The sequence below is a fragment of the Candidatus Sphingomonas colombiensis genome (assembly GCA_029202845.1).
GTDB classification, from domain to species: Bacteria; Pseudomonadota; Alphaproteobacteria; order Sphingomonadales; family Sphingomonadaceae; genus Sphingomonas; species Sphingomonas colombiensis.
In genome coordinates this window covers 3,094,474-3,117,356 of record CP119315.1, presented here as the reverse complement: position 1 = coordinate 3,117,356, position 22,883 = coordinate 3,094,474, and the positions used below count along the sequence as shown (strand labels likewise).

The following is a 22,883-nucleotide window of genomic DNA, read 5'->3' as shown; positions in this document are numbered from 1 at the left end:
AATGCCCTTTCGAGGCCAAATGGCATCCTGTGCGTTCATATCGGCAGTTGCAGGAGAGTTTGCCAATGACCCTCGCCGCATCGGCATCTTCGCGGCGGCCGCCATCTGCGCTGCTGGCGTTAACGGAACTTCCTCGCGCGCTTGCTGAGTTGGGATCGTTGCCGATCGCCGCGCCTTTGCTCGCCACGGCTGCGCGCGGTGACGGGCATCCGGTGCTGGTGTTGCCCGGTTTCGTGACCAGCGACGCGTCAACCGCCATTCTGCGGCGCTATCTGAAGCGGCTTGGCTATGACGCGCGCCGTTGGGATCTTGGGCGAAACCTCGGACCGAAGGCGATCGGCATGGAGGGCGAGAAGCTGGCCGAGCGGCTGCAATCGATCCACACGTCGACCGGCCGCAAGGTGAGCCTCGTCGGCTGGAGCCTCGGTGGTGTGATGGCCCGCATCATGGCACGCCGCATGCCCGATGATGTGCGACAGGTGATCTCACTTGGCTCGCCCTTCACCGGCTCGCCACGCGCGACCAACGTCTGGCGCGCTTATGAATTGCTAACCGGCCAGTTGATCGACGATCACCAGACAAACGCGCAACTTGCGGAAGGCGCCACCCCACCGCCCGTCCCCTCCACCGCGATCTGGAGCCGTGAGGATGGGATCGTCGCGTGGCAGAATTGCGTCGAACCGCTAGCGACGATCAGCGACAATATCGAAGTGCACGGCAGCCATTGTGGCCTCGGCGTGAACCCGGCGGTGCTCTATGCCGTCGCCGATCGGCTTGCGCTTCGCGAGGGCGAATGGCACCCGTTTCGGCGCAGCGGATTACGCGCGTTATTCTATCCAAGTGCCGGGCACGCCTGAACGGGAGCGAGTCACCTCGCTCCCGCGAGCGCCTCAGCCTTTCTTGCCGCCGCCTTTTGCTGCGCTGACGGCATCGCGGCCAAATTGCATGATCAATTCACCGATCTCTCGCGCCTGCGTCATGGAGCGGTTGCTTTGTTCACGCAGGAACTCACCCTGGATCTTCATCACTTCGGAAAGGTCCTTGGCGCCGGCGGCGGCACGCATTGCCGCGAAAGCCTCACGAGCATTGCTTTCGGCCTGATCGAGCATCTTCAGGCCGACATTCTTGTTATGCTCGACGACCTTCTCGCCCGAAGCCTTCATCGCTTCACCAGCGCGTTTGGCTGGATCTATGACACGTTCCTGAAAAGCCTCGCGCGCCTTTTCCGCCCCCTCGCGCACCTTGCCGGCGGCTGCCTTGGCCTGATCCCCGGCCGTTTTGCGTGATTCTGCCACCATCCCTCTCCCAATCCTGAGACAAATAGTTGAGCTTCTGCGTCAGGCCTCGGCCGCAGCCATGGCCCGATAGGGGCATGCTGGACCTCTCGCGATAGCACGGCAAGACCCTAAAGCTCTGGCACGGCTCAATTATCGGCGGCTGACAGAAACACCCTGGAAGTGATAGGAACAGGCCATGCGCAATCTCCTTCCGTTCGCCGCATTGCTGGCGCTATCACCCGCCGCCGCGCTCGCTCAAACCGCCCAGCCGGCCGAGCCGGCCACTGCGCCAAATGCGGCAGGTCTGGTCAACGTGACGGTTACCACCAGTTGGGGGCCGATCGTGATCGCAGTCGACAAGGAGCATGCGCCGATCACCGCCGCAAACTTCCTCAAATATGTCGATCAGAAGCGGCTGGATGGCGTGAATTTCTATCGGGCGGTGAAGATCCAGGACAATTTCGGCTTCATCCAGTTCGGCACCGGGAACGATCCCAAGCGCACGCTGCCGCCGATTCCGCATGAGCCGACCAGCAAGACCGGCCTCAGCCATGTCGATGGCGCGATCTCCATGGCGATGGGGAAGCCCGGCACCGCCGCCGGCGATTTTTTCATCATCGTCGGCAATCTGAGCACGATGGACGCGACCACGACCGATCCGGGCTATGCCGTATTCGGTCATGTGGTGAGCGGGATGGATCTCGTCCATCGCATCATGGAAGCGCCGACCTCGCAAACACGCGGCGAAGGCGTGATGAAGGGGCAGATGCTGGAGCCGACGATCAAAGTGCTGACGGTCCGCCGCTCGCCGCCGCCGTCAGCCAAAACGCCGGAGCCGGTCGTAACGCCCTCACCGACTGCCCCGCCGTCGGGCAACTGACAAAACCGTTAGCCTGCCAGCGAAAGCATCGTCTCCGCACGCCCCAGCATCGCGCTGAGCACGCCGGGGAGCACGTTTGCGCGCTCGATCATTTCCGCATCTAGCAGGAAATCACGCCCAAGCAGCAGCGTAGCGTCGCCGCCCTGCGCCAACCGCATCTTCAGCCGCACCTCGCCGCGCGCGCCGCGCTGACCGGCCAGAAGAGCCGCGAGCGGGCCGACGGCATCCACGCTGTCGATCGTGATCTCCGCGACGAAACGCGCGATCGAGGCAAGCGAATCGAATTGCTGGAGGCGTTTGATCGATACGCGCGGCTGATCCTCGCCCGGCCGCCGATCCAGCTCCACGGTGGCGAGGCCGCATGCCCCAATCTTCGCAGCTTCTTCCAGATCGGCTGAAACCTGATCGTCGAAACAGGTCGCGATGAACTGCCCGCTCTGATCCGAGAGCGTCGCCATCATATAGCGCCGCCCGCGTGCCGATGTGCGCCAGCGCGCATCCTCCACAAGCACCGCCATCGAGGCACCGGCGCGAGTGCCGTCGTCGGGGATCGAAAGCTCACCCAGCGCCGCGAACTGTCTCGCTCCGTGCATCTTGGCGAGATGCGCATGGCGGTCGACCGGATGGGCCGAGAAATAGAAGCCGAACGCCTCTTTCTCCTGCTCCATCTTCTGCGCCATCGTCCAATGGACCGATCGCGGCAGCTTGATCGTATCGCCGGCGTGGCTGGATTCCCCAAACAGGCCGCCCTGCCCGGTGACACGCGCATCGTGCGTCCGCGCGGCAACTGCGAGGATTGTCTCGGCCATCGCGAATACGCCCGCGCGGTTCGGCTCCAGCGAATCGAATGCTCCAGCCGCCGCAAGCGTTTCCAACTGTCGCTTGTTGACCAGCCGTGGATCGACACGATGGGCGAGATCGTCGAGGCTGGAGAAGCGCCCACGATCCTCGCGCTCCGCGACCAGTTTTTCCATCGCGCCCTCGCCGACCGATTTCAGCGCGGCAAGCGCGAAGCGCACGGCGGGTGCGCCGTGATCGTCCACCTCGACCTCGAATTCGGCCTCGCTCGCGTTGATGTCGGGCGGCAGGCAGTCGATGCCCATGCGCCGCATATCATCCACGAACACCGCCAGCTTGTCGGTCAGATGGATATCGTAGCACATCGAAGCGGCGAAAAATTCGTGCGGATAATGCGCCTTCAGCCATGCCGTCTGATAGGTCAGCAACGCGTAGGCCGCCGCGTGGCTCTTGTTGAAGCCATAGCCGGCGAACTTGTCGATCAAATCGAACAGTTCATTCGCCTTTGCCGCGGAAATCTGGTTGGCTGTGGCACAACCTTCGACGAAGATCGCGCGCTGCGCATCCATCTCCGCCTGGATCTTCTTGCCCATCGCGCGCCGCAACAGGTCGGCGCCGCCGAGCGTATAGCCCGCGAGGACCTGCGCAGCCTGCATCACCTGTTCCTGATAGACGAAAATCCCGTAGGTTTCCTTGAGGATATTCTCCAGCAACGGGTGCGGGTATCCGATCTCCTCCTGCCCATTCTTTCGACGACCGAACATCGGGATATTGTCCATCGGGCCGGGGCGATAGAGGGCGCCCAGCGCGATAATGTCCTCGAACACCGTTGGCTTAACGGCCGATAGCGTGCGCCGCATACCTTCGGATTCGACCTGGAAGACGCCCACCGTATTGCCGGCCTGGAGCAGTTCATATGTCTCCGCATCGTCCCAGCCGAGCCCATCGAGATCGACCGAAATGCCGCGCTTCGCCAGCATCTCCACCGCTTTCTTGAGCACCGACAGCGTCTTGAGGCCGAGGAAGTCGAACTTCACCAGCCCCGCCCCTTCGACATATTTCATGTCGAACTGGGTGACCGGCATGTCCGATCGCGGATCGCGATAGAGCGGTACGAGCTGCGCTAGCGGCCGGTCCCCAATCACAACGCCGGCAGCATGGGTGGAGGAATGGCGCGGCAGCCCCTCCAGCTTCATCGCGAGATCGAGCAATCGCCGGACGTCATTCTCGTTCGCATATTCGCGCGCGAGCTCGGAAACGCCGTTGAGCGCGCGTTCGAGGGTCCATGGGTCGGTCGGATGGTTCGGCACCAGTTTGGCTAGGCGATCGACCTGGCCATAGCTCATCTGGAGCACGCGGCCGGTGTCTTTCAGCACGGCGCGCGCTTTCAGCTTACCGAAGGTGATGATCTGCGCCACCTGATCGCGGCCGTATTTCTCCTGCACGTAACGGATCACCTCGACCCGACGCGTTTCGCAGAAGTCGATATCGAAATCCGGCATCGAGACGCGTTCCGGGTTAAGGAAGCGCTCGAACAGCAGCCCAAGGCGGATCGGATCAAGATCGGTGATGGTCAGCGCCCATGCGACCACCGAACCTGCGCCGGAACCACGCCCCGGCCCCACCGGAATATCGCGTTCCTTTGCCCATTTGATGAAATCGGCAACGATCAGGAAGTAACCGGGGAACCCCATCTGGATGATGACGTCCAGCTCGAACTCGAGCCGCTTGCGATATACCTCACGCCAATCCTCGTCTTCAGGTGCGCCAAGTTGCGCGATCCGATCAAGCCGCGCTTCCAGCCCGGCGCCCGCGTCGCGACGCAGCATCGCGGCCTCACCGTCGCGATCGCCGGCGAGGCTGGGAAGGATCGGCTTGCGCTTCGGCGCGGCGATCGCGCAACGCTGCGCGACGACGAGCGTGTTGGCGATCGCTTCGGGCAGGTCGGCGAACAGCGTGCGCATCTCGTTCGCCGGCTTCATCCAGGCATCAGGCGAGCTTCGCGGGCGATCGACGCTTTCCACATATGTGGAATTGGCGATGCATAGCATCGCGTCATGCGCCTCAAGAAAGTCGCTTTCGGCAAAGCAACACGGGTTGGTGGCGACAAGCGGCAGGTTCCGCGCATAGGCGAGTTCAAGCAGATGCGGCTCGGCGCGCCCCTCCACCTCGTCCAGTCGCCGGACAAGCTCGATGTAGAGCCGATCGGGGAATATCGTCTGCAACCGCGTCGCATAGACTTCGGCGCGCGCCGGCTGGTCCTCGGCGTAAAGCCGGGCAAGCGCGCCCTCGCCCGCCGCCGTCAGGGCGATCAGCCCCTCGGTGTGGCCTTCAAGCGTTGCGAAATCGACATGCGGCGCCTGTTCGATCGGACGATCGAGATGCGCCATGCTGACCAGCGCGCAAAGATTGTCATAGCCGACCGCATCTTGCGCATAGAGCGCGAGCCAATCGATGATCGGCGCCACGCCATCGGGCAGATCAGGCCGGGCGACGCCCAGCATCACGCCGATCACCGGCTGGACCCCCGCATCGCACGCAGCGTCCGAATAGGACATAGCCGCATACAGCCCGTTGCGATCGGTGAGCGCCGCCGCCGGAAAACCTAGCGCGGCGGCGCGTTTGGCAATCGCCTTGGGCTCGATAGCCCCATCCAGCATCGTGTATGAGGAGAAGATACGGAGCGGCACGAAACCTGAATGCGGCATCCGTTAACGCTAGCCCCTGTCGCACGATTCGGCCAGTGCGGAACCGAGGCCGCCGCAACTCGTTACGCCATTAGAACGAGGAGATGAGCATGACGGGTTCCACACGTGGGATCGGCTGGGGCTGGATTCTCGCTTATGGCATCGCGAGCCTGATCCTTGGCGCACTCGCGATCTTCATGCCTATTCCAGCGACGTTCGCCGCCACTCTTGTCGCCGGTGCCTATCTGATCGCAGCGGGCATATTCTCATTGCTCGCCGGCGCTTTTGGACAGGGGCACCAGGGGCGCGGTTACGCGATCCTGCTCGGCGTGATTTCATTGATCGGCGGCGCGATCATGGTGTTCGAGCCGATGACCGGTGCCCTTTCGCTTACACTTATCCTCGCCGTCTGGCTGATCGCGCGCGGCGTTCTGGAACTTGTCTGGGGTTTTCGTTTCAGCCGGCGGCGCGGTCTGATGATTGCACTCGGCGTCGTGAACCTGCTTCTCGCCGGCTATATCATCTACACCATCCCGCTGTCCGCATTGACGCTGCCGGGGATCGTGCTGGGCATCAGCTTTCTGTTCTCAGGCGCGACCTGGACCATGTTCGCGCTCGATCATCGAGGCGAGCGGGTGGCGATCGATATCTGAAGCTATAAGAGCTTTTCGATGTCCGCCGCGATATCGTCAGGCTTGGTGGTCGGGGCATAACGTTCCACCACCTGCCCGTCGCGGTCGATCAGGAACTTGGTGAAGTTCCATTTGATCGCCTTTGAACCGAGCAGGCCCGGCGCATCGCTTTTCAGCCGCTCGAACAGCGGATCGGCATTTGGACCATTCACGTCGATCTTGGCGAAAACCGGAAAGGTTACGTCATAGGTCAGCGAGCAGAAATTCGCGATCTCCGCTGCGTCGCCCGGCTCCTGCGCACCGAACTGGTTGCAGGGGAAAGCCAGCACCTCGAATCCGCGTTCGCCAAATCTGCGGTGCAACGCCTCCAGCCCCTCATATTGCGGGGTGAAGCCGCATTTGGATGCCGTGTTGACGACCAGCAGGACCTTCCCGCGCCAGGTATCCAGTGCGGCGACCCCGCCGTCTGCGGCTTTGACCTCGAAATCGGTGATCGCCCCCATCGCCCGCTCCTTTGTTCAAACCTGATGGCGCGCCAGCAGGTACTCCAGATTGACACGCACACCGGGCCATTCGCAAGCGATGATCGAATAAACCACCAGATCGCGCACCCGCCCGTTCAGCATTTGATGCGATCGCAACACGCCATCACGTTTCGCGCCGAGCCGTTCGATCGCTCGCTGCGAGTTGCGGTTGAACCAATCGGTGCGGATTTCGACCGCATTACAGCCCAGTACTTCGAAGGCGTGCGTCAGCAGTAGCTTCTTCGCCTCGGTATTGACGCCCGTACGCTGCACCGAATGCGAATAGAAAGTGCCACCAATCTCCACCCGCCGGTTCGCCTCATTCATCCGCAGATAGCGCGTGAGACCGACGATGCGTCCGTCCGGCGTTTCCACCGCGAAGGGCATCGAGCGGCCATAGTCGCGCTCGCGGAACATAGCCGCCATGAACGCGTCCGGATCCGCAAGCGACGAAACATTGGTGAAGAACAGCCCGGTCAGATCGCCATCCGCCGCCGCCGCGACAAGGGCATCGCGATCCTCCATTTTTACCGGACGCAGCGTTACATGATCGCCGCGCAGAGTCGGCTGATCATGCCAGACGTTCATTGCAACACGCCGTCATGCAGCCGGACGACCCGATCCATCTTTGCCGCCAGCCGTTCGTTGTGCGTCGCGACCAGCGCCGCGGAACCCTCCCCGCGCACCAGCCGCAGGAATTCAGCAAGCACCACATCAGCGGTATGCTCATCCAGATTGCCGGTGGGTTCATCCGCCAGCACCAAGGCCGGGCGGTTGGCCAGCGCGCGCGCGACGGCGACGCGCTGTTGCTCGCCGCCGGAAAGCTGGCTCGGCCGGTGCGTCAGGCGATGCCCGAGGCCGAGCGCGGTGAGCAAGGCATCGGCGCGCGCGTCCGCCTCCACCTGTGTCGCGCCATGGATCAATTGCGGCAGCACGACATTCTCGCGCGCATCGAAATCCGGCAGCAAGTGATGAAACTGATAGACGAAGCCAAGATGATCTCGCCGCACGACGGTGCGCCCATGCGGATCGAGCCTTGCAGCTTCCTCTCCCGCGATCCGGATCGAACCCTCGAAACCGCCCTCAAGCAGGCCAACCGCCTGCAACAATGTCGACTTGCCTGAACCGGACGGCCCGAGCAGCGCCACGATCTCACCCGGCGCGACACTAAGGTTCACGCCGCGCAGCACATGGATCGTCTGGTCACCCTGAGTGAAGCTGCGCGCAAGGCCACGGGTTTCGAGGATCGCGTCACTCATAACGCAACACCTGCACCGGATCGGTGCTCGCCGCCTTATATGCGGGATAGAGCGTGGCAAGCAGCGTCATCAGCGCGGTGATCAGCACGATCGCGACGATCTCCACCGGATCGGGCTTTGACGGCAGCTCTGTGAGGTAGCGGATCGAAGGATCCCACAAATTCTGCCCGGTCACGAGCTGCACGAAATTAACCACCGCCTGACGATAGAACAGGAAGATCGCACCCAGTACGAGCCCGGCAACGATGCCCAGCGCACCGATCGTAACGCCCACCGTCATGAAGATGCGCATCATCGCGCCACGCGTCGCGCCCATCGTGCGCATGATCGCAATGTCGCGCGTCTTGGCGCGCACCAGCATGATCAGCGAACTGGCGATATTGAATGCGGCGACCAGAATGATGATGCAGAGCACGGTGAACATCGCCACCCGCTCGACCGCCAGAGCGTCGAACAATTGCGCGTTCATCTGTCGCCAGTCCGAAATCACCGCCAGTCGGCCGACCTTCTGCGCCAACGGAGCGAGGATTTGGCCGACCTTGTCCGGATTGTCGGTCTGCAATTCGATCATGCCGACATTGTCACCCAGCAGGAGAAGCGTTTGCGCATCCTCCATCGGCATGATCACATAGGCCTTGTCGTAATCGTACACGCCGATCTCGAAGATCGCCGCCACGGTATAGTTAACATAGCGTGGCACTGTGCCGAACGGGGTCGACTGGCCCGCTGGATTGATCAGGGTGATCTCGGAGCCAACCGTAGCGCCCAGCGCTTCCGCAAGCCGCGCACCGATCGCCACCCGGTTGCTGCCCGGTTTCAACTCATCGAGCGAACCCGCGACGACCTTCTGCCCAATCGTGGCATTGGAACGGATGTCTGACACGCGCATACCGCGAACCAGCACGCCTTCGACCCGGCCATTGTATGAAGACATCAGTGGCTGTTCGATCAGCGGGACCGCGCTGGTGACCCCCGGCGTATCCTTCGCCCAACGCGCCACCTGCTGCCAATCGGGGAGACGTCCATCGATGCCCTGCACGACGGCGTGACCGTTGAGCCCGACGATCTTGTCGAACAGCTCCGCGCGGAAGCCATTCATCACGCTCATCACGATGACCAGCGCGGCGACGCCCAGCATCACCGCGCCAAGGCTGAAACCCGCAACGAGAACGATAAATCGCTCCCCCTTGCCGGGGAGGAGATAGCGTCGCGCGATCATCCGTTCATAGCGCGACAGCATCATGTTCAGTCGTCTATCGGGCGATCCCGCCGCTGGCAACGGGGGCTGTGGCGAAATCACCACAGGGGGGGGATAATCGGTTTAGCTAAGGTTCATTTTCATCGACACCCCTTGCCCTTAGCCGGTAGCAATACGGGTACTGGCACACAGGCGAATACGGCCGTGGTTCGGGGAATGTCGCCGCCTCGCTTCGTCACCGAAGCATGTCGGCAGCGACTGGATAAGGGGGCTGACGAGCGATCGTCACGCAGGCGCCCGGGTCGGAATACCGATCCGGGCGTTTGTCGTTTCAGGGCAACGTGGCACGAGAAATGCGGCCGGTGACTGGGTTACCGACCGCACCGTCCCTCAGTGTGTTCCGAACGACAGCGTCAGGCCGACGGTTCGTGGATCACCTGGTTGCCCAACGATCAGCCCCGTACTGCCGGATTGTGTCGCGAGCAGCTCATAATAGTTCTGATTGAACGCATTACGGACCCAGGCGAAGACGTTGAATTTGTCACCCTTGCGATAGCCAAGGCGGAAGTTCGACAATGAATAACCGTTGACATTCATATAAGCCGATTCCGACGGATTCGATGAAAAATCAGAACGGTAGCTGCCGTCATAACCGAAATACACCTGCCCGTCGCCGACCGGCCGATTATACTCCACGCCGTAACTGAACGCCCATTTCGATACGCCCGGCAACCGTTGACCGGAGATGTTGCAATAGGGCGCGCTGTTGCCGGGCGTGCCGGCCGGCGCAGGTGTGCCTACGATCTGGCCGTTTACGATCGGCAGCGCGGTCCCACCCGACAATTCAGGTGCGCACGGTGCGTTGACGAAGCGGATATATTTCGCGTCGGTGAAAGCCGCATTGGCGTAAAGGTTGAGGCCAGAAGTGGGGCGGAACGCCGAATCCAGCTCGATCCCGCGCGTCCGCACCTTGCCGGCATTGGCAAGATAGCCGCGCAGCACCGCGAGCTGATAATTGTTCACGGTCGCCTGATAATCGTAGATATCGGTCCAGAAGCCGGCGAGATTGATCGTCGCCCGACGATCGAACAATTGCGTCTTCAGCCCCAGTTCGAAGTGGTTGACCTTCTCCGGCTTCACCGTGGCGGTGGAGAGAATCGGACTATTGTTCGCATCCAGCGGCAGGCCGGACAGATTGATACCGCCCGACTTGTAGCTCCGCGCGAAGGTCGCATAGCTGTGGATATCCGGGGAGAATTGATAGGCCGCGGTAATGTCGCCAGAAAGGTTCCAGTTGTCGAACGTCGGCGCATAGCTCTGTGGCGCCAATACCGAGCACTGATCCTTCACAACGCCGCTCGCCGCCTGCGCCGCAGAGGTGCAACTGAGCACCGCACCAGCACCCGTGGTCACTGACGACAGATAGGCGCCCTCCTTTTTATCATAGTTCAACCGGGCACCAGGCGAGATCGAAAATGCATCGGTTACATGCCAGGTCAGTTTGCCGAACAACGCAGCCGATGTATTCCTGAATCCGATCGTGTTCCGCGAGCTAAGGCCATTCAGTACGGCCGGATTCTTGGCGTTTGCGCTGGTCGGGTTGAGCAGCCACGCGCTCGCGGCCGGCCCCTGCATTTGCAAGCCCTGCGTGTCGATCTTCTGGTAGAAATAGAACAGGCCCACCGTGTAATCGATTATATGTTTGCCGTTCGAACCGAGGCGCAGTTCCTGGCTGAATTGGTCCTGCTGCGACGGATTGGCCGAAACGGTGGTGATCGGCAGCCCGATGAAATCGCGGTCGTTCGAGGGGTTCCAATTCCAGAAGCGCCACGCGGTAACCAAGGTCAGGGTCGCCGGGCCCAGATCCCAGTTCGCCACGGCGGACGCGCCGCCGAGTTTCTGTTCCGCGCGCAATGGCGTGTCGACGTCCGTCACCCGGTCGAAGGCATCGGTGGATGGCACGGTGTAGCCTGCCGCCGCGGCCAATGCCGCATATTGCCGGTTCAATGGCCGCTGCGTGGGCGCGACGCGCGCGTAATATTGCACGCAGCAGGTTGGCGCCTGCCGGTTATAATCGGCGTAGAGCGTGATATCGAGGTTCGGCGCCGCCTGAAACAGCATCTGCCCGCGCAGACTGAGATTGTCCTGACTGTTCTGCCATTGGTTCTGCGTGGTATTCCAGATCGTACCACGCCGCGTCGTGAAGGATGCGGAAAGGCGCGCGGCGACGACATCGCCGACGATCGGGCCGGAGATCGACCCCTTCGCCTGAAGAAAATCGTAATTGCCGCCGCTAAGCTCGAAGCGTGCTTCGGTATCAAAGCTCGGTTTGCGCGATGTGATGTTGATCGCGCCGGCGGTAGTGTTCTTGCCATATAACGTGCCTTGCGGCCCGCGCAGAATTTCGATCCGTTCGGTATCGGTAAAGTCGAACGTAGCCGACGCGATACGGCTGTAGTAAACCTGATCGACATAGATGCCGACGCCCTGCTCGATCCCGTCGTTGGTAAGGCCGAACGGCGCGCCAAGGCCGCGGATGTTCGCGGCCGAATTGCGCGGGTTGCTTGAATAGAATTGCAGAGATGGCTGAAGCTGGGTCAATCGCCCCACATTATAGGCGCCGGTATCGGCCAGCGCGGTGCCCCCGATCACCGATATGGCGATCGGCACGCTCTGCACCGTCTCCGCGCGACGCCGTGCGGTGACGACGATGTCCCCGCCACCCTGCTGCGCGGGGCCGAGCCGTCCGGGCTCATCGGGCGCCTCCGTCGCCTGTCCAGCCTGTTGCGGCGACGCGGAAGGCGACTGGTCGTTGGCCGGAACGGCCTGAGCGGCGACGGCTAGCAACGCGAACGTGATCGACATGGTTTTCCCCTGAACCCAAGCTGATTGTCGACGTCGATGCTAACCCAGGATTCAATCCCGACCAAGAAAGTAGGATTTAAGCCTACCCGCTTGAAAACTTCATACCTGATACCATCTTTCAGTTGCGCGGTGCCACTGATTGGGCCGCGCGGAACGCCGCGATTATCGGGCGTTTCATGTCGTCAATTCGCTCAACTCGGAGGCTTTGATATGCGACTCGACCTCACTCCTTACCGCCGCTCGACGATTGGTTTCGATCGACTGTTCGACCTGCTGGAAACCAATGCGCGCTCGGCTGCGGACAATTATCCCCCCTTCAATCTCGAGCGGCTCGCTGAAGATCGCTACCGCATCACACTCGCGGTGGCCGGGTTCAGCCGCGACGAGATTGAAATCACCGCGCAGCAAAATCTGTTACTCGTCGCGGGACGCAAGAATGAGGCGCAGGACGGCGCTCAATTTCTGCACGTCGGCATCGCCAATCGCAGCTTCGAACGGCGTTTCGAACTCGCCGATTTCGTGTTCGTGGAGGACGCCCGGTTGAATGACGGGCTTCTGATCGTCGATCTGGTCCGTGAGGTGCCGGAAGCGATGAAACCGAAGTCGATCGCCATCAAGACCGGAGCGCCGCTCGCTGCGGTCGAAACCGAGGCGAAAGGCGCGAAAGCCGCCTGACATCGAGAGAAGATCGGCGCCTCCTTGCTCCCTTTCCGAGGCGTCGGGGCGTCCGGGCCGAAAGGTCCGGGCGCCTAACTTGTAATTGAGAGAGCGCGGCTGGCGGCCGGAAATCCGGCGGCTCAATGTGCAGCGATATGGCCGTCGCGCTGCAACAATTGCTCGAAGATGGTCGGGTCAAGCGGCGCGTGGAAGCGACAGCCTGCGGCGAAATCATCCGCCCACATCACATCCGCGCCAACGCGCCCGATTTCGGGAAGGGTCAGCCAGATCGCCATGCCCTTGCGGAGCGCCGAATAGGTACTGAGCCGCGCGCCGTGGATCGAAAGGTCGATCACCTTGCATAAGGCGCGGGCGATACCGCCAGGACCGATGGCGGAATCAAACGAAACCGGCGCACGCGGGCTGCGGCGCCGGATATCATTTGTGGCTGGCTCGAATTCGGCTGCAAACATGTCGGGCAGGTTAGCCCGACATGCCTAAAGCCGCGTTAACGACGTTACTTGCGGAGCGTAAGACCACCGCCGAAACGCTTGTTGAAGCGCGCAACCTGACCACCAGCGTCGAGCATCTGGCCGCGGCCGCCGGTCCATGCCGGATGCGCCAGCGGATCGATGTCCAGCTGCATCGTGTCGCCTTCCTTGCCCCAGGTGGAGCGAGTTTCGAACACGGTGCCGTCGGTCATCTGCACCTTGATCATGTGGTAATCGGGATGGATGTCTTTTTTCACGTCATCAGTCCTTGGGTTTGGCTGGTTACCGACCAGCCGGAAAGGAAGCGGGGCGCCTAGCGCAGGCGCCCCGCAAAGTCAAAATCAACGTCGGCCGTGGTTCAGGCTGCTTTTGGCGGATCCGCGATCATCGCGGTGAAGTTCGCCTCTGCGACAACGACCCCATCGATCTTCGCGACGCCGGCGAACTTGCAGACGCTGCTGCGCTTCTGCACGAACTCCACCTCGAGACGAAGCAGCACGCCCGGCTCAACCGGCTTGCGGAACTTCGCATTCTCGATCGCCATGAAATAGACGAGCTTGCCCGATCCCGCGAGCCCAAGACTTTCCACCGCGAGAACACCGGCGGCCTGCGCCAACGCCTCGACGATCAATACGCCCGGCATGATCGGCCGGCCGGGGAAATGCCCCTGGAAGAAGCCTTCGTTGAAGGTCACCGCCTTGATCGCGGCGATCGATCGGTCGAGGACGAGTTCCTCGACGCGATCGACCAGCAGCATCGGATAACGATGCGGCAGTGCCGCCATCACCCGGCCAATGTCGAGCGGGCCAATCGACCCGCCCGTCGCTTCCGCCTCGCTCACCGGCCCTGCGGCTGCTTCGTGTTGGTGGGTGCCGGCGCGGGAGCCTGCTGGCCCTGCTGGCCCGGCTGCCAGTTCGCCGGCGGTGCAATGCTCACGCTGGGAACGAGGCGGTTAAGCTCGGTCGTCACGTCGGCCGTCAGATCGCCTGCCGGATCGAGATGAACGACGTCGTTCGGGCCGAGCACGATGCTCGCCTTCTTGCGCGTCGCGGCCGCGTCGATCGCCGGCTTCAGCTGCTGCTGAATCTGCTCGATCGCATAGGCGCGCGCACGGGCATAAGGCATCGTGATCCGCTGAAGCTCAGCGTTACCCGCCTGTTCCTTCGTCTGGATCGACTGAACCTGCGTCTGGAGCTGAGCCTGCGCCACATTCGCCTTCTGGTCGTTCTGGAGCTTCGTCACCAGCGGCTGAAGCTCGTTCGAGATCGCCTGACGGCGCGCCTCGGCCTGATCCAGCGTCGCCTTGTACGTGGTCTGAAGCTGGCCCGCAGCCGTTTTCCAGGCGTTGCTGCCCGCCACCGCGCCATCGGGATCCACGACTGCTACGCCGGCGACCTGCGCCTGGGCCGCGCCCGCGAGAAGTGCGCCCGGCGCTACAAGCGACGCGGCGATCAACATGATCTTCGTGCTATTCATCAGAACTGGGTCCCTACGTTGAAAGTTACGAGCTTCTTGTCATCGCCCGGCTGAGTTAGCAGCGCCTTGGCGACGTCGATGCGGAGCGGGCCGAATGGCGACGTCCAGTTCACACCGAAACCGATCGACAGACGCGGGCTGGCCGTGCCGCCGTAGAAGGTTTCCTTGAACGGTTGCGATGCGATCAATGCGCTGTTCGGAATGATGCCGTTACACTTGCCGCTCGGATCCGGGAGGCCGGCCGCGCAAGTGGTGGTCGCGATGGCGCCGCTCGCCAGCGTGTAGCTGTAGAGCGGCTGGCCGCTGGCATTCATCTGCGGCAAAGGCAGAACCGTGCCGTCCGCTGCGACCGGGAACACCGCCGTCGGCAGCGGCCGTTTGATGCTCCACAGGCTACCCGCCTGCACATAGATCGACGGCCGCAACCCCAGCTCACGCGCGCCGGAGCCGAGCGGAATCTCCAGCTCAAGCCGGCCGAGATAATATGCATTGCCGCCCAGCGCATCGTCGACGATCTGGTTGCGATCGGTGACCAGCACCTGCTTACCCGAGGAATCGGTCGTATAATATTGGCGCAGAACGCGCGGGCCGACGCCACGAATGTCGAAACCACGGAACTGCGGCTCGCCCAGGTAGAAACGATCGGTGATACGTACCGAATCGATGCCCGGGCCGCGGCTGCTTTCGAGCGACTTGATGAAGCCGCCCTCGCCCACGACCGACAGGACGAAGCCCTTGCCGATCCCCCAATATTTCGCGCCTTCCGCACGCGTGCGGATATAGCGCACGTCTCCGCCCAGACCGGCGAAGTCCTGACTGAACGAGAAACGCGTGCCGGCCGTCGGACGCAGGCGGCTGTTAAGGCTGTTGTAGATCAGCGAATAACCGACGGACGAGGTAAGCCGGTTGCCAAGTGAATCACAGAGGTAGCGACCGGCCTTCAGCGGATCGCACACGCCGTTAGTATAGAAGGTCGCCTGATCGAGCCCGACCTCATCATAGGACAGGCCGTAGCGTCCGGAGAGCGACCAATATTCGGTAAGCGGCACGCCCGCGCGAACCTGGAAACCGGTCGACGTTTGGCTATACGTCGTCTGCCGATCAGTCCCAAGATAGTTGAACGCGTTATAGTCGCGGCGGAACACGTCCACGCCCAATGCGATATTCTTGTCGAACAGATACGGCTCGGTAAAGCCGAGTTCCACCGACTTGGAATAGGCCGAATAATTGACGCCCGCGCGAAGTTCCTGCGCCTTGCCGCGGAAGTTCGACTGGGTGATGTTCGCCTGCACGATGAAGCGCTCGAGGCTCGAATAACCTGCCGAGAGCTGGAGCTGGCCGGTAGCCTTTTCCTCGACGTTCGCCTCGAGCACCACGCGATCGGGCGCGGAGCCAGGCGTCTGCTTGATCTCGAACTTGTCCTGGAAATAACCGAGGCTGTTGATACGGTCGGTCGAACGCTTCACCTGGAAGCTGTTGAACGCATCCCCCTCGGCAAGACGGACCTCGCGCCGGATCACCTTGTCCTGCGTCTGGGTGTTTCCGGTGATCTCTACGCGCTCGACGTACGTACGCTGCGCCTGACCGATGTGGAAATTGATCGACATGGTCAGCGCGTCGCGATCGCGCTGGAATTCGGGGTTTACGTCGGTGAAAGCGTAACCAAACAGGCCCGCCGTCTGGCTGAGGCTGTCGACCGTGTCTTCGACCTTTTTCGCATCATACCAGTCGCCCTTCTTGATCGAGAGCGTCTGCGCCATGCGCTTGTTGTCGAAATCGCGGATGTCGCTGTCGACCGCCACATCACCGAATTTGTAGCGCGGACCTTCTTCCACGACATAAGTGATGATGAAATCACGCTTGTCCGGCGTCAGCTCCGCCACCGCGCTGGTGACGCGGAAATCGGCATAGCCGTTGGTCAGATAGAATTGGCGCAGCTTCTGCTGATCGTATGACAGGCGATCCTGATCGTACGACGTGTTCGACGACATGAAGCGGAAGAAACGCGATTGCTTCGTCGCCATCTGCGACCGGATCTTGTCGTCGGAGAACACCTCGTTGCCGATGATGTTGATCTGACGGACCTTGGATTTCGGCCCTTCGCTGATCTCGAACACGACATCGACGCGATTCTGGTCGAGATTGACCATCTTCGGATCGACGCTGGCGGCGAAACGACCCTGACGGCGATAAAGCTCGATGATCCGCGCCACATCCTGCCGCACCGCGGTGCGGGTGAAGATCTGGCGTGGCTTGAGCTTGATCTCCTTGGTGATCTTATCTTCCTTGAGGCGCTTGTTGCCCTCAAGGATCACCCTGTTGATGATCGGGTTTTCGCGCACGCGCAGCACGATATCGCCGGTTTCCGCACCCGCCACCGTAACGTCTGCGAAGAGATCGCTGGCGTAGAGATCCTTGATCGCCTGATCGAGCGTCTCGTTCGTATAGGAATCGCCGATGCGCAGCTTGGTATAGCTCAACACCGTTTCCGGCTCGATGCGCTGCGATCCGTCGACCCGCAACGTACGGATCGTACGCACCACGGCCGGCGTAGGCGCCGGCGCCGCGACGACCGGCGCCGCAGCGGGCGCAGCCGTCTTGGGCGCGGGCCGAGCGGCCGGTTCCTTGGGCGACGCGGTTTGCGCGGCGGCCGCGATGGGCACACCCGCAAGCATCGAGCCGGCGAGGAGCAACGCCACCGATTGCGGGCGAAGAGTAATAGTCAAAGCCGTCACCAATCCACACCCTTATCGACCGCGTGCCGCGCGCCCTGCCCCACCTTGATCAACCGATCAAGCCAGCGAGGCTGTGCCACAGGCCCAAATTGCCCAGATCATTGAACGTAACCAGCAACATCAGCGCAAGAATCGCCGCCAATCCACCGCGATAGGCCCATTCCTGCACCTCTGGTTCCACCGGCCTGCGCCGCACCGCCTCGATCGCATAAAAGAGCAGGTGTCCGCCATCCAGCATTGGAACTGGCAGCAGATTGATGAACCCGAGATTGATCGACACAAGCGCGATCAGGAAAACAAACGCCTCCGGCCCCAGCGTGATCTGTTCGCCGGAAACCTTGGCAATCGAAAGCGGGCCGCCCAATTCCTTCACCGAGCGCCGGCCGGAAATAACCTGCCCGACCGTTTCCACCATCACGGAGACGATGTCGCCCGTATGCCGCACAGCGACCAGCGGAGCCTCGAACAGGCCGACGTGCCGGAAAACCGGCGTTGTCGGCACCACGCCGAGCAGCCCGACGCGAAAGTCGTTGCCGAACCGATCGCGCTGATGAAGCTCGCCAACCGTCACCGGCAGGGAATGTGCGGTGCCGTCGCGCACATAATCGATGCGGATCGTCTCACCCGGACGGATCTTTACGTATCGAACCATGTCGTCGAAGGTTTCGACGGAACGGCCGCCCAATGCGGTGATGCGATCGCCCGCCGCAAGCCCGACCTTCGCCGCGACCGACCCCGGCACCGTGGCGCCCACCGTCGTCGGGGTGACGCTGTCGCCATAAGCCATGGCGAATCCGGCGAGGATCAGGATCGCCGCAAGAAAATTCACGAACGGGCCGGCCGCGACGATGATCGCACGTTGCCATACCGGCTTCGCCTGAAAGGTGCGCTGACGCTCCCCCGCCGGCAATGCCAGCCATTCGGCCGAGGGCTGGCTGACGACGTTCATATCGCCCGCGAAGCGGACATAGCCGCCCAGGGGCATCCAACCGACCTTCCAGCGCGTACCGCGACGATCGGTCCAGCCAGCGACCTCGCGGCCAAAGCCGATTGAAAACACGTCTGATTTTACGCCAAAAATGCGCGCGGCGAGATAATGACCCAGCTCGTGCACGAAGACGAGCGGACCGATCACCAGCACGAATGCCAGCAGCGTCAGCAGAAGGCCCGGGGATTGGATCAAGCGACGCGTTCCTTCACACGCTCCGCCGCCAATCGCCGCGCCTCGCGGTCGATATCCAGCACCGCGTCGAGCGTTTTAGGCGCGGGCGGATCGAAGCGTTGCAACGTATCGTCAACGATTGCGGCAATTTCGAGGAACCCGGCGCGGCCATCGAGAAAGGCCGCAACCGCCACCTCGTTCGCCGCATTCAGTATCGCCGGACGGGCACCGCCCGCCTCCAGCGCCGATCGCGCAAGCGCCAGCGCGGGAAAGCGCACCGCATCAGGCGCTTCGAAATCGAGGCGACCGACCCGCGCGAGATCCAGCGGTTCGCCAGGTGTCGCCATCCGATCGGGCCATGCCAGCGCATAAGCGATCGGCGTGCGCATATCGGGCGTGCCGAGCTGCGCCAGGGTCGAGCCATCGACATATTCGACCATCGAATGGATCACCGACTGGCGATGCACCACGATATCGATCTGGTCATGGCGGAGCGGAAAGAGGTGGAATGCCTCGATCAGTTCCAGCCCCTTGTTCATCATCGTCGCCGAATCGACGGAGATTTTCGCGCCCATCGACCAATTGGGATGGGCCACCGCTTGCGCCGGGGTGATCGCCGCCATCTCGGCGAGCGGTCGATCACGGAACGGGCCACCGCTCGCGGTCAGAATGATGCGGCGGACGCGGTGCGCCAACCGGGCATCGAGACACTGGAAGATCGCATTGTGCTCGCTGTCGACCGGCAGCAGCGTTGCGCCATGATCGGCGATTGCGACCTTCATGACGTCACCAGCGGAAACCAGCGCCTCTTTATTGGCGAGCGCGATCGTGCCGCCCGCGCGGATCGCGGCCATCACCGGCTTGAGCCCCGCACAGCCGACGATCGCCGCAACCGTCACGTCCGCGCCCAGCGATGCCGCCTCGGACACCGCCTCCGCGCCGCCGGCCGTGGCGATCCCCGTACCGGCGAGCGCCTCACGCAGTTTGGGCAGGCATGCTTCGTCCGCGACGACGGCGCGTTCGGCCCGGGTGCGGATCGCCGTCGCCGCGAGCTTCGCCACGTCGCGATTGGCGGTCAGCGCGACGACGCGGAATTGCTCCGGCGCGCGCTCTACCAGGTCCAGCGTCGAAGTGCCGACGGAGCCTGTCGCGCCAAGGATAGAGACCGTTCTCATGACGGATAAAAATGTGGGAGGGCGATCAGGAAGGCGGCGACCGGCGCGACCGGCACCAGCCCGTCGAGACGATCCATGACCCCGCCATGACCGGGAATGAGCGTGCCGGAATCCTTCACCCCGGCGCGGCGCTTGAGCCAGCTTTCGTAGAGATCGCCGCTTTGCGCCAACACCGCCAGCGCGGGGGTGGCAAGCGTCATCCGCCACGGCAGGCCGTATTGCCAGTGCATGAAAGCTCCAAAGGCGCTCGCCGCGGCGACGCCACCGATCAGACCTGCCCAGGTCTTGTTCGGGCTGATCGCGGGCGCGAGCTTCGGTCCGCCGATCGCGCGACCCGCGAAATAGGCGCCGATGTCGCACGCCCAAACCAGTGCAAGCGCCCAGAGCGCGAATACGATCCCCTCCTGCTGATGCCGGATGAACACCAGCGCGAGCACGGGAAGGCCGCAATAGATCACGCCAGCCGCCAATTGCGGGCGTCGCGTGACGATGATGACGAAGAACGCAGCGCCACCGATCAGGCCAAGCGAGAAAAAGTCATGCGGCTGGATGATCAACGATGCCGGGGCCATCGTCGCGAGCGGCACGGAAAGCGCGAATTGCGCCAGCCGCGTCTCGCGCGCCGACGCCCCATGGAGCGCGCCCCATTCGGACATCATCACCAGCGCGCCCACCACCGCGAGCAACCAGAAGGCAATCCCTCCCAGCAACAGCGCGCCGAGCGCGACGCCGATCATCACGATGCCCGCCAGCGCACGCTTCGGCAGGTCGGAACCTTTTTCCGTCACAGGCCTCCGAACCGTCGCTGACGCCGGCCGAAATCGGCCACCGCCGCTTCTAGCTCCGCCGCGCCGAAATCGGGCCACAGCGCATCGATGAACAGCAATTCGGCATAGGCCGCCTGCCACAGCAGGAAATTGGACAGGCGATGCTCGCCCGACGTGCGGATCAGCAGATCGAGCGGCGGAAGCTCGCGTGTCTCCAGCTCGGCCTCGATCATGCCGACATCGATCGACGCCGGATCGAGCTCACCGGCGACCGCGCGCTCCGCCAGCCGCTGCGTCACGGCGGTCAGCTCCGCCTGCCCACCATAATTGAGCGCGATCACCAGCAACGGTCCGGTATTCGCCGCCGTGCGCGCGATCGCATCGTCAATCAAACCGACCACGTCGCCCGGAAAGCGCCGGAAATCGCCGATCACGCGCAGGCGGACATTCTCCCGCACCAATTCCGCCAGATCGGAACGGATGAACAGGCGCAGCAGACCCATCAGGTCGCCCACCTCCTCCTCCGGCCGCCGCCAATTCTCGCTGGAGAAAGCGTAGAGCGTCAGCGCCTCGATCCCCATCGCGCGCGCCGCGCGGCTGACCGCGCGCACCGCCTCAACGCCGGCGCGGTGCCCGGCGACACGCGGCAGAAAACGCTTCTTCGCCCAGCGCCCGTTGCCATCCATGATGATCGCGACATGGCGCGGCAACACAGCGCCACCGCTCGCGAGAGCCGGGGCGCTGCTCACAGAAACCACCTGATCGAAACGGGGCCGCGACTTACGATCACTTGCCGAGGATTTCCTTTTCCTTCGACGCCGCCGTCGCATCGATATCGGCGATCGTGCTGTCGGTCAGCTTCTGCACCTCGGTTTCATGGCGCTTGCGATCGTCCTCGCCGAACACGCCCTTCTTCTCGTCGGTCTTAAGCGCATCCATCCCGTCACGACGCACGTTGCGCACGGCAACGCGAGCCTTTTCAGCATATTGCCCGGCGAGCTTCGCAAGTTCCTTGCGGCGCTCTTCGGTCAGATCGGGGATCGGCAGACGCAGCGTCTGGCCGTCGTTGATCGGATTGAGGCCGAGACCGGCCGAGCGGATCGCCTTTTCGACCGGGCCGACGTTCGACTTGTCCCACACCTGCACCGACAGCATCCGCGGCTCTGGCGCGGAAACGGTCGCGACCTGGTTGAGCGGCATATGCGCGCCATAAACCTCTACCGTCACCGGATCGAGCAGGGAAACCGACGCGCGACCAGTCCGCAGGCCGCTGAGATCACCCTTCAGCGATTCCACCGCCCCGTGCATACGGCGCTCCAGGTCCGCCTTGTCATAGGCCGCCATTATTTCGTCTCCTGTTCGTTGCGAACGACCGTCGACACCCCTTCACCGCGCAGCACGGCGGCAAAATTGCCGTGTTCGCGGATATTGAAGACGACGATCGGGATATTGCTGTCACGACACAGCGCCACCGCGCTTGCATCCATAACCTTCAGATTCTTTGAGAGAACCGTATCATAACCTACGGTTTCATAACGCTTTGCAGTCGGCACCTTCTTGGGATCGGCATCATAGACGCCATCGACCGAGGTGCCCTTGAACAAGGCGTCGCAATTCATTTCGGCGGCCCGCAACGCGGCGCCGCTATCCGTGGTGAAGAACGGAGAACCGACGCCCGCCGCGAAAATCACCACGCGCCCCTTTTCGAGGTGCCGCTCCGCGCGACGACGGATGAAAGGCTCGCACACAGACTGCATCGGGATCGCGGACTGAACCCGCGTATCCACGCCGATCTGCTCCAGCGCGTTTTGCACCGCCAGCGCATTCATCACCGTGGCGAGCATGCCCATGTAATCGGCGGTGCCGCGCTCGAAACCCTGCGCCGCAGCGGCCAGACCGCGGAAGATGTTGCCGCCCCCGACGACGACGCACAATTCATATCCCTCGGCCTTAACGCCAGCGATCTCCTCCGCCACGCGCGCGGTGACTTCCGGATCGATCGTCTTGCCCCCCTCTCCCATCAGGACTTCGCCCGAAAGTTTCAGGAGGATGCGTTTGTAGCGTGGGCTGGTCATGCGTTCCGAAGCTGCTGGAGACAAGGCGCCGAACCTTAGGCGGGGCGTGATTGGCCCGCAACCATCGAATAGATCGCCGGATGGTTAGAGGCGGACAAACGGCAGGCGCCAGATAAACGTCGCCCCGGCCATGTGCGGGGGGCTATCGGCCCAACGGCATCGCACAAGGTCTCTTGCGCCAATGCCTGCGGCACGCTGCCCCCGGCTCAGGACCGGGGCGATGGA

The 22,883-nt window shown here is 62.6% G+C and carries 22 protein-coding genes; 4 read left to right on the top strand and 18 right to left on the bottom strand.

What is annotated here, in order from left to right:
* Positions 1–65 precede the first annotated feature (65 nt).
* A complete protein-coding gene (locus P0Y64_15080; protein WEK42684.1) occupies positions 66–857 on the top strand; it encodes an alpha/beta hydrolase in 792 nt (263 codons plus the stop codon).
* Between the two features lie 33 nt (positions 858–890).
* Here the strand turns inward: P0Y64_15080 and P0Y64_15075 are convergent, their stop codons facing one another.
* Positions 891–1,241 (bottom strand): phasin family protein, encoded by a 351-nt coding sequence (locus P0Y64_15075; protein ID WEK42683.1) that lies wholly within the window; start codon positions 1,239–1,241, stop codon positions 891–893.
* 232 nt (positions 1,242–1,473) lie between these two features.
* Here P0Y64_15075 and P0Y64_15070 point away from each other — a divergent pair, with 232 nt between their 5' ends.
* The gene (locus P0Y64_15070) at positions 1,474–2,157 is read left to right on the top strand and encodes a peptidylprolyl isomerase (GenBank protein ID WEK42682.1); all 684 of its coding nucleotides are present in this window, start codon (positions 1,474–1,476) and stop codon (positions 2,155–2,157) included.
* A gap of 8 nt (positions 2,158–2,165) precedes the next feature.
* Here P0Y64_15070 and dnaE read toward each other — a convergent pair whose 3' ends face one another.
* Positions 2,166–5,663 carry a DNA polymerase III subunit alpha gene (gene dnaE, locus P0Y64_15065; protein ID WEK42681.1) on the bottom strand — a complete coding sequence of 1,166 codons (3,498 nt, stop codon included), beginning with the start codon at positions 5,661–5,663 and terminating at the stop codon, positions 2,166–2,168.
* 89 nt (positions 5,664–5,752) lie between these two features.
* Between dnaE and P0Y64_15060 the strand changes: the two genes are divergently transcribed.
* Entirely contained in the window at positions 5,753–6,295 is a 543-nt protein-coding gene (locus tag P0Y64_15060; protein ID WEK42680.1) for a DUF308 domain-containing protein, read from the top strand.
* A 2-nt stretch (positions 6,296–6,297) separates the two neighbouring features.
* On the opposite strand, the gene P0Y64_15055 is transcribed toward P0Y64_15060, so the two are convergent.
* The 5 genes from P0Y64_15055 to P0Y64_15035 form a co-directional block, all read right to left on the bottom strand.
* Positions 6,298–6,777 (bottom strand): glutathione peroxidase, encoded by a 480-nt coding sequence (locus P0Y64_15055; protein ID WEK42679.1) that lies wholly within the window; start codon positions 6,775–6,777, stop codon positions 6,298–6,300.
* Positions 6,778–6,792: 15 nt separating this feature from the next.
* Positions 6,793–7,386, bottom strand: a complete 594-nt coding sequence (locus P0Y64_15050; protein WEK42678.1) for a GNAT family protein — start codon at positions 7,384–7,386, stop codon at positions 6,793–6,795.
* On the bottom strand, positions 7,383–8,057 hold the full coding sequence (locus P0Y64_15045) for an ABC transporter ATP-binding protein (GenBank protein WEK42677.1): 675 nt from the start codon (positions 8,055–8,057) through the stop codon (positions 7,383–7,385). The genes P0Y64_15050 and P0Y64_15045 overlap by 4 nt, the downstream gene beginning before the upstream one ends.
* Positions 8,050–9,300: a lipoprotein-releasing ABC transporter permease subunit gene (locus P0Y64_15040; protein ID WEK42676.1), complete on the bottom strand. Its 1,251-nt coding sequence runs from the start codon at positions 9,298–9,300 to the stop codon at positions 8,050–8,052. The genes P0Y64_15045 and P0Y64_15040 overlap by 8 nt, the downstream gene beginning before the upstream one ends.
* Before the next feature lie 345 nt (positions 9,301–9,645).
* Positions 9,646–12,120: a TonB-dependent receptor gene (locus P0Y64_15035; protein ID WEK42675.1), complete on the bottom strand. Its 2,475-nt coding sequence runs from the start codon at positions 12,118–12,120 to the stop codon at positions 9,646–9,648.
* 210 nt (positions 12,121–12,330) lie between these two features.
* Between P0Y64_15035 and P0Y64_15030 the strand changes: the two genes are divergently transcribed.
* Positions 12,331–12,795 carry an Hsp20 family protein gene (locus tag P0Y64_15030; protein ID WEK45069.1) on the top strand — a complete coding sequence of 155 codons (465 nt, stop codon included), beginning with the start codon at positions 12,331–12,333 and terminating at the stop codon, positions 12,793–12,795.
* Between the two features lie 122 nt (positions 12,796–12,917).
* Here the strand turns inward: P0Y64_15030 and P0Y64_15025 are convergent, their stop codons facing one another.
* The 11 genes from P0Y64_15025 to pyrH form a co-directional block, all read right to left on the bottom strand.
* Positions 12,918–13,250, bottom strand: coding sequence for a PilZ domain-containing protein (locus tag P0Y64_15025; protein WEK42674.1), 333 nt, complete (start codon positions 13,248–13,250; stop codon positions 12,918–12,920).
* Between the two features lie 44 nt (positions 13,251–13,294).
* On the bottom strand, positions 13,295–13,525 hold the full coding sequence (gene rpmE / locus P0Y64_15020; GenBank protein WEK42673.1) for a 50S ribosomal protein L31: 231 nt from the start codon (positions 13,523–13,525) through the stop codon (positions 13,295–13,297).
* A gap of 101 nt (positions 13,526–13,626) precedes the next feature.
* The gene (gene fabZ, locus P0Y64_15015; GenBank protein WEK42672.1) at positions 13,627–14,109 is read right to left on the bottom strand and encodes a 3-hydroxyacyl-ACP dehydratase FabZ; all 483 of its coding nucleotides are present in this window, start codon (positions 14,107–14,109) and stop codon (positions 13,627–13,629) included.
* Positions 14,106–14,744 carry an OmpH family outer membrane protein gene (locus P0Y64_15010; GenBank protein ID WEK42671.1) on the bottom strand — a complete coding sequence of 213 codons (639 nt, stop codon included), beginning with the start codon at positions 14,742–14,744 and terminating at the stop codon, positions 14,106–14,108. The genes fabZ and P0Y64_15010 overlap by 4 nt, the downstream gene beginning before the upstream one ends.
* On the bottom strand, positions 14,744–17,419 hold the full coding sequence (gene bamA / locus P0Y64_15005; protein WEK45068.1) for an outer membrane protein assembly factor BamA: 2,676 nt from the start codon (positions 17,417–17,419) through the stop codon (positions 14,744–14,746). The genes P0Y64_15010 and bamA overlap by 1 nt, the downstream gene beginning before the upstream one ends.
* A gap of 109 nt (positions 17,420–17,528) precedes the next feature.
* Positions 17,529–18,662, bottom strand: coding sequence for an RIP metalloprotease RseP (rseP, locus tag P0Y64_15000; GenBank protein ID WEK42670.1), 1,134 nt, complete (start codon positions 18,660–18,662; stop codon positions 17,529–17,531).
* Complete coding sequence (locus P0Y64_14995; protein WEK42669.1) at positions 18,659–19,816, bottom strand: 1-deoxy-D-xylulose-5-phosphate reductoisomerase; 1,158 nt, start codon at positions 19,814–19,816, stop codon at positions 18,659–18,661. Before P0Y64_14995 ends, rseP begins: the two co-directional genes overlap by 4 nt.
* Positions 19,813–20,553: a phosphatidate cytidylyltransferase gene (locus P0Y64_14990; protein ID WEK45067.1), complete on the bottom strand. Its 741-nt coding sequence runs from the start codon at positions 20,551–20,553 to the stop codon at positions 19,813–19,815. The genes P0Y64_14995 and P0Y64_14990 overlap by 4 nt, the downstream gene beginning before the upstream one ends.
* 47 nt (positions 20,554–20,600) lie before the next feature.
* Positions 20,601–21,269, bottom strand: a complete 669-nt coding sequence (uppS, locus tag P0Y64_14985; GenBank protein ID WEK45066.1) for a polyprenyl diphosphate synthase — start codon at positions 21,267–21,269, stop codon at positions 20,601–20,603.
* Positions 21,270–21,369: 100 nt separating this feature from the next.
* Complete coding sequence (frr, locus tag P0Y64_14980) at positions 21,370–21,927, bottom strand: ribosome recycling factor (GenBank protein WEK42668.1); 558 nt, start codon at positions 21,925–21,927, stop codon at positions 21,370–21,372.
* The gene (gene pyrH / locus P0Y64_14975) at positions 21,927–22,658 is read right to left on the bottom strand and encodes a UMP kinase (GenBank protein ID WEK42667.1); all 732 of its coding nucleotides are present in this window, start codon (positions 22,656–22,658) and stop codon (positions 21,927–21,929) included. The genes frr and pyrH overlap by 1 nt, the downstream gene beginning before the upstream one ends.
* Positions 22,659–22,883 lie beyond the last annotated feature (225 nt).

Bases quoted from the DNA above. Each gene is read 5' to 3' on its own strand.
- P0Y64_15080 (WEK42684.1), top strand. From the start codon at position 66: ATGACCCTCGCCGCATCGGCATCTTCGCGGCGGCCGCCATCTGCGCTG.
- P0Y64_15070 (WEK42682.1), top strand. From the start codon at position 1,474: ATGCGCAATCTCCTTCCGTTCGCCGCATTGCTGGCGCTATCACCCGCC.
- dnaE (WEK42681.1), bottom strand. From the start codon at position 5,663: ATGCCGCATTCAGGTTTCGTGCCGCTCCGTATCTTCTCCTCATACACG.
- P0Y64_15060 (WEK42680.1), top strand. From the start codon at position 5,753: ATGACGGGTTCCACACGTGGGATCGGCTGGGGCTGGATTCTCGCTTAT.
- P0Y64_15055 (WEK42679.1), bottom strand. From the start codon at position 6,777: ATGGGGGCGATCACCGATTTCGAGGTCAAAGCCGCAGACGGCGGGGTC.
- P0Y64_15050 (WEK42678.1), bottom strand. From the start codon at position 7,386: ATGAACGTCTGGCATGATCAGCCGACTCTGCGCGGCGATCATGTAACG.
- P0Y64_15045 (WEK42677.1), bottom strand. From the start codon at position 8,057: ATGAGTGACGCGATCCTCGAAACCCGTGGCCTTGCGCGCAGCTTCACT.
- P0Y64_15040 (WEK42676.1), bottom strand. From the start codon at position 9,300: ATGATGCTGTCGCGCTATGAACGGATGATCGCGCGACGCTATCTCCTC.
- P0Y64_15035 (WEK42675.1), bottom strand. From the start codon at position 12,120: ATGTCGATCACGTTCGCGTTGCTAGCCGTCGCCGCTCAGGCCGTTCCG.
- P0Y64_15030 (WEK45069.1), top strand. From the start codon at position 12,331: ATGCGACTCGACCTCACTCCTTACCGCCGCTCGACGATTGGTTTCGAT.
- P0Y64_15025 (WEK42674.1), bottom strand. From the start codon at position 13,250: ATGTTTGCAGCCGAATTCGAGCCAGCCACAAATGATATCCGGCGCCGC.
- P0Y64_15010 (WEK42671.1), bottom strand. From the start codon at position 14,744: ATGAATAGCACGAAGATCATGTTGATCGCCGCGTCGCTTGTAGCGCCG.
- bamA (WEK45068.1), bottom strand. From the start codon at position 17,419: ATGCTTGCGGGTGTGCCCATCGCGGCCGCCGCGCAAACCGCGTCGCCC.
- P0Y64_14995 (WEK42669.1), bottom strand. From the start codon at position 19,816: ATGAGAACGGTCTCTATCCTTGGCGCGACAGGCTCCGTCGGCACTTCG.
- P0Y64_14990 (WEK45067.1), bottom strand. From the start codon at position 20,553: ATGATCGGCGTCGCGCTCGGCGCGCTGTTGCTGGGAGGGATTGCCTTC.
- uppS (WEK45066.1), bottom strand. From the start codon at position 21,269: ATGGATGGCAACGGGCGCTGGGCGAAGAAGCGTTTTCTGCCGCGTGTC.
- frr (WEK42668.1), bottom strand. From the start codon at position 21,927: ATGGCGGCCTATGACAAGGCGGACCTGGAGCGCCGTATGCACGGGGCG.
- pyrH (WEK42667.1), bottom strand. From the start codon at position 22,658: ATGACCAGCCCACGCTACAAACGCATCCTCCTGAAACTTTCGGGCGAA.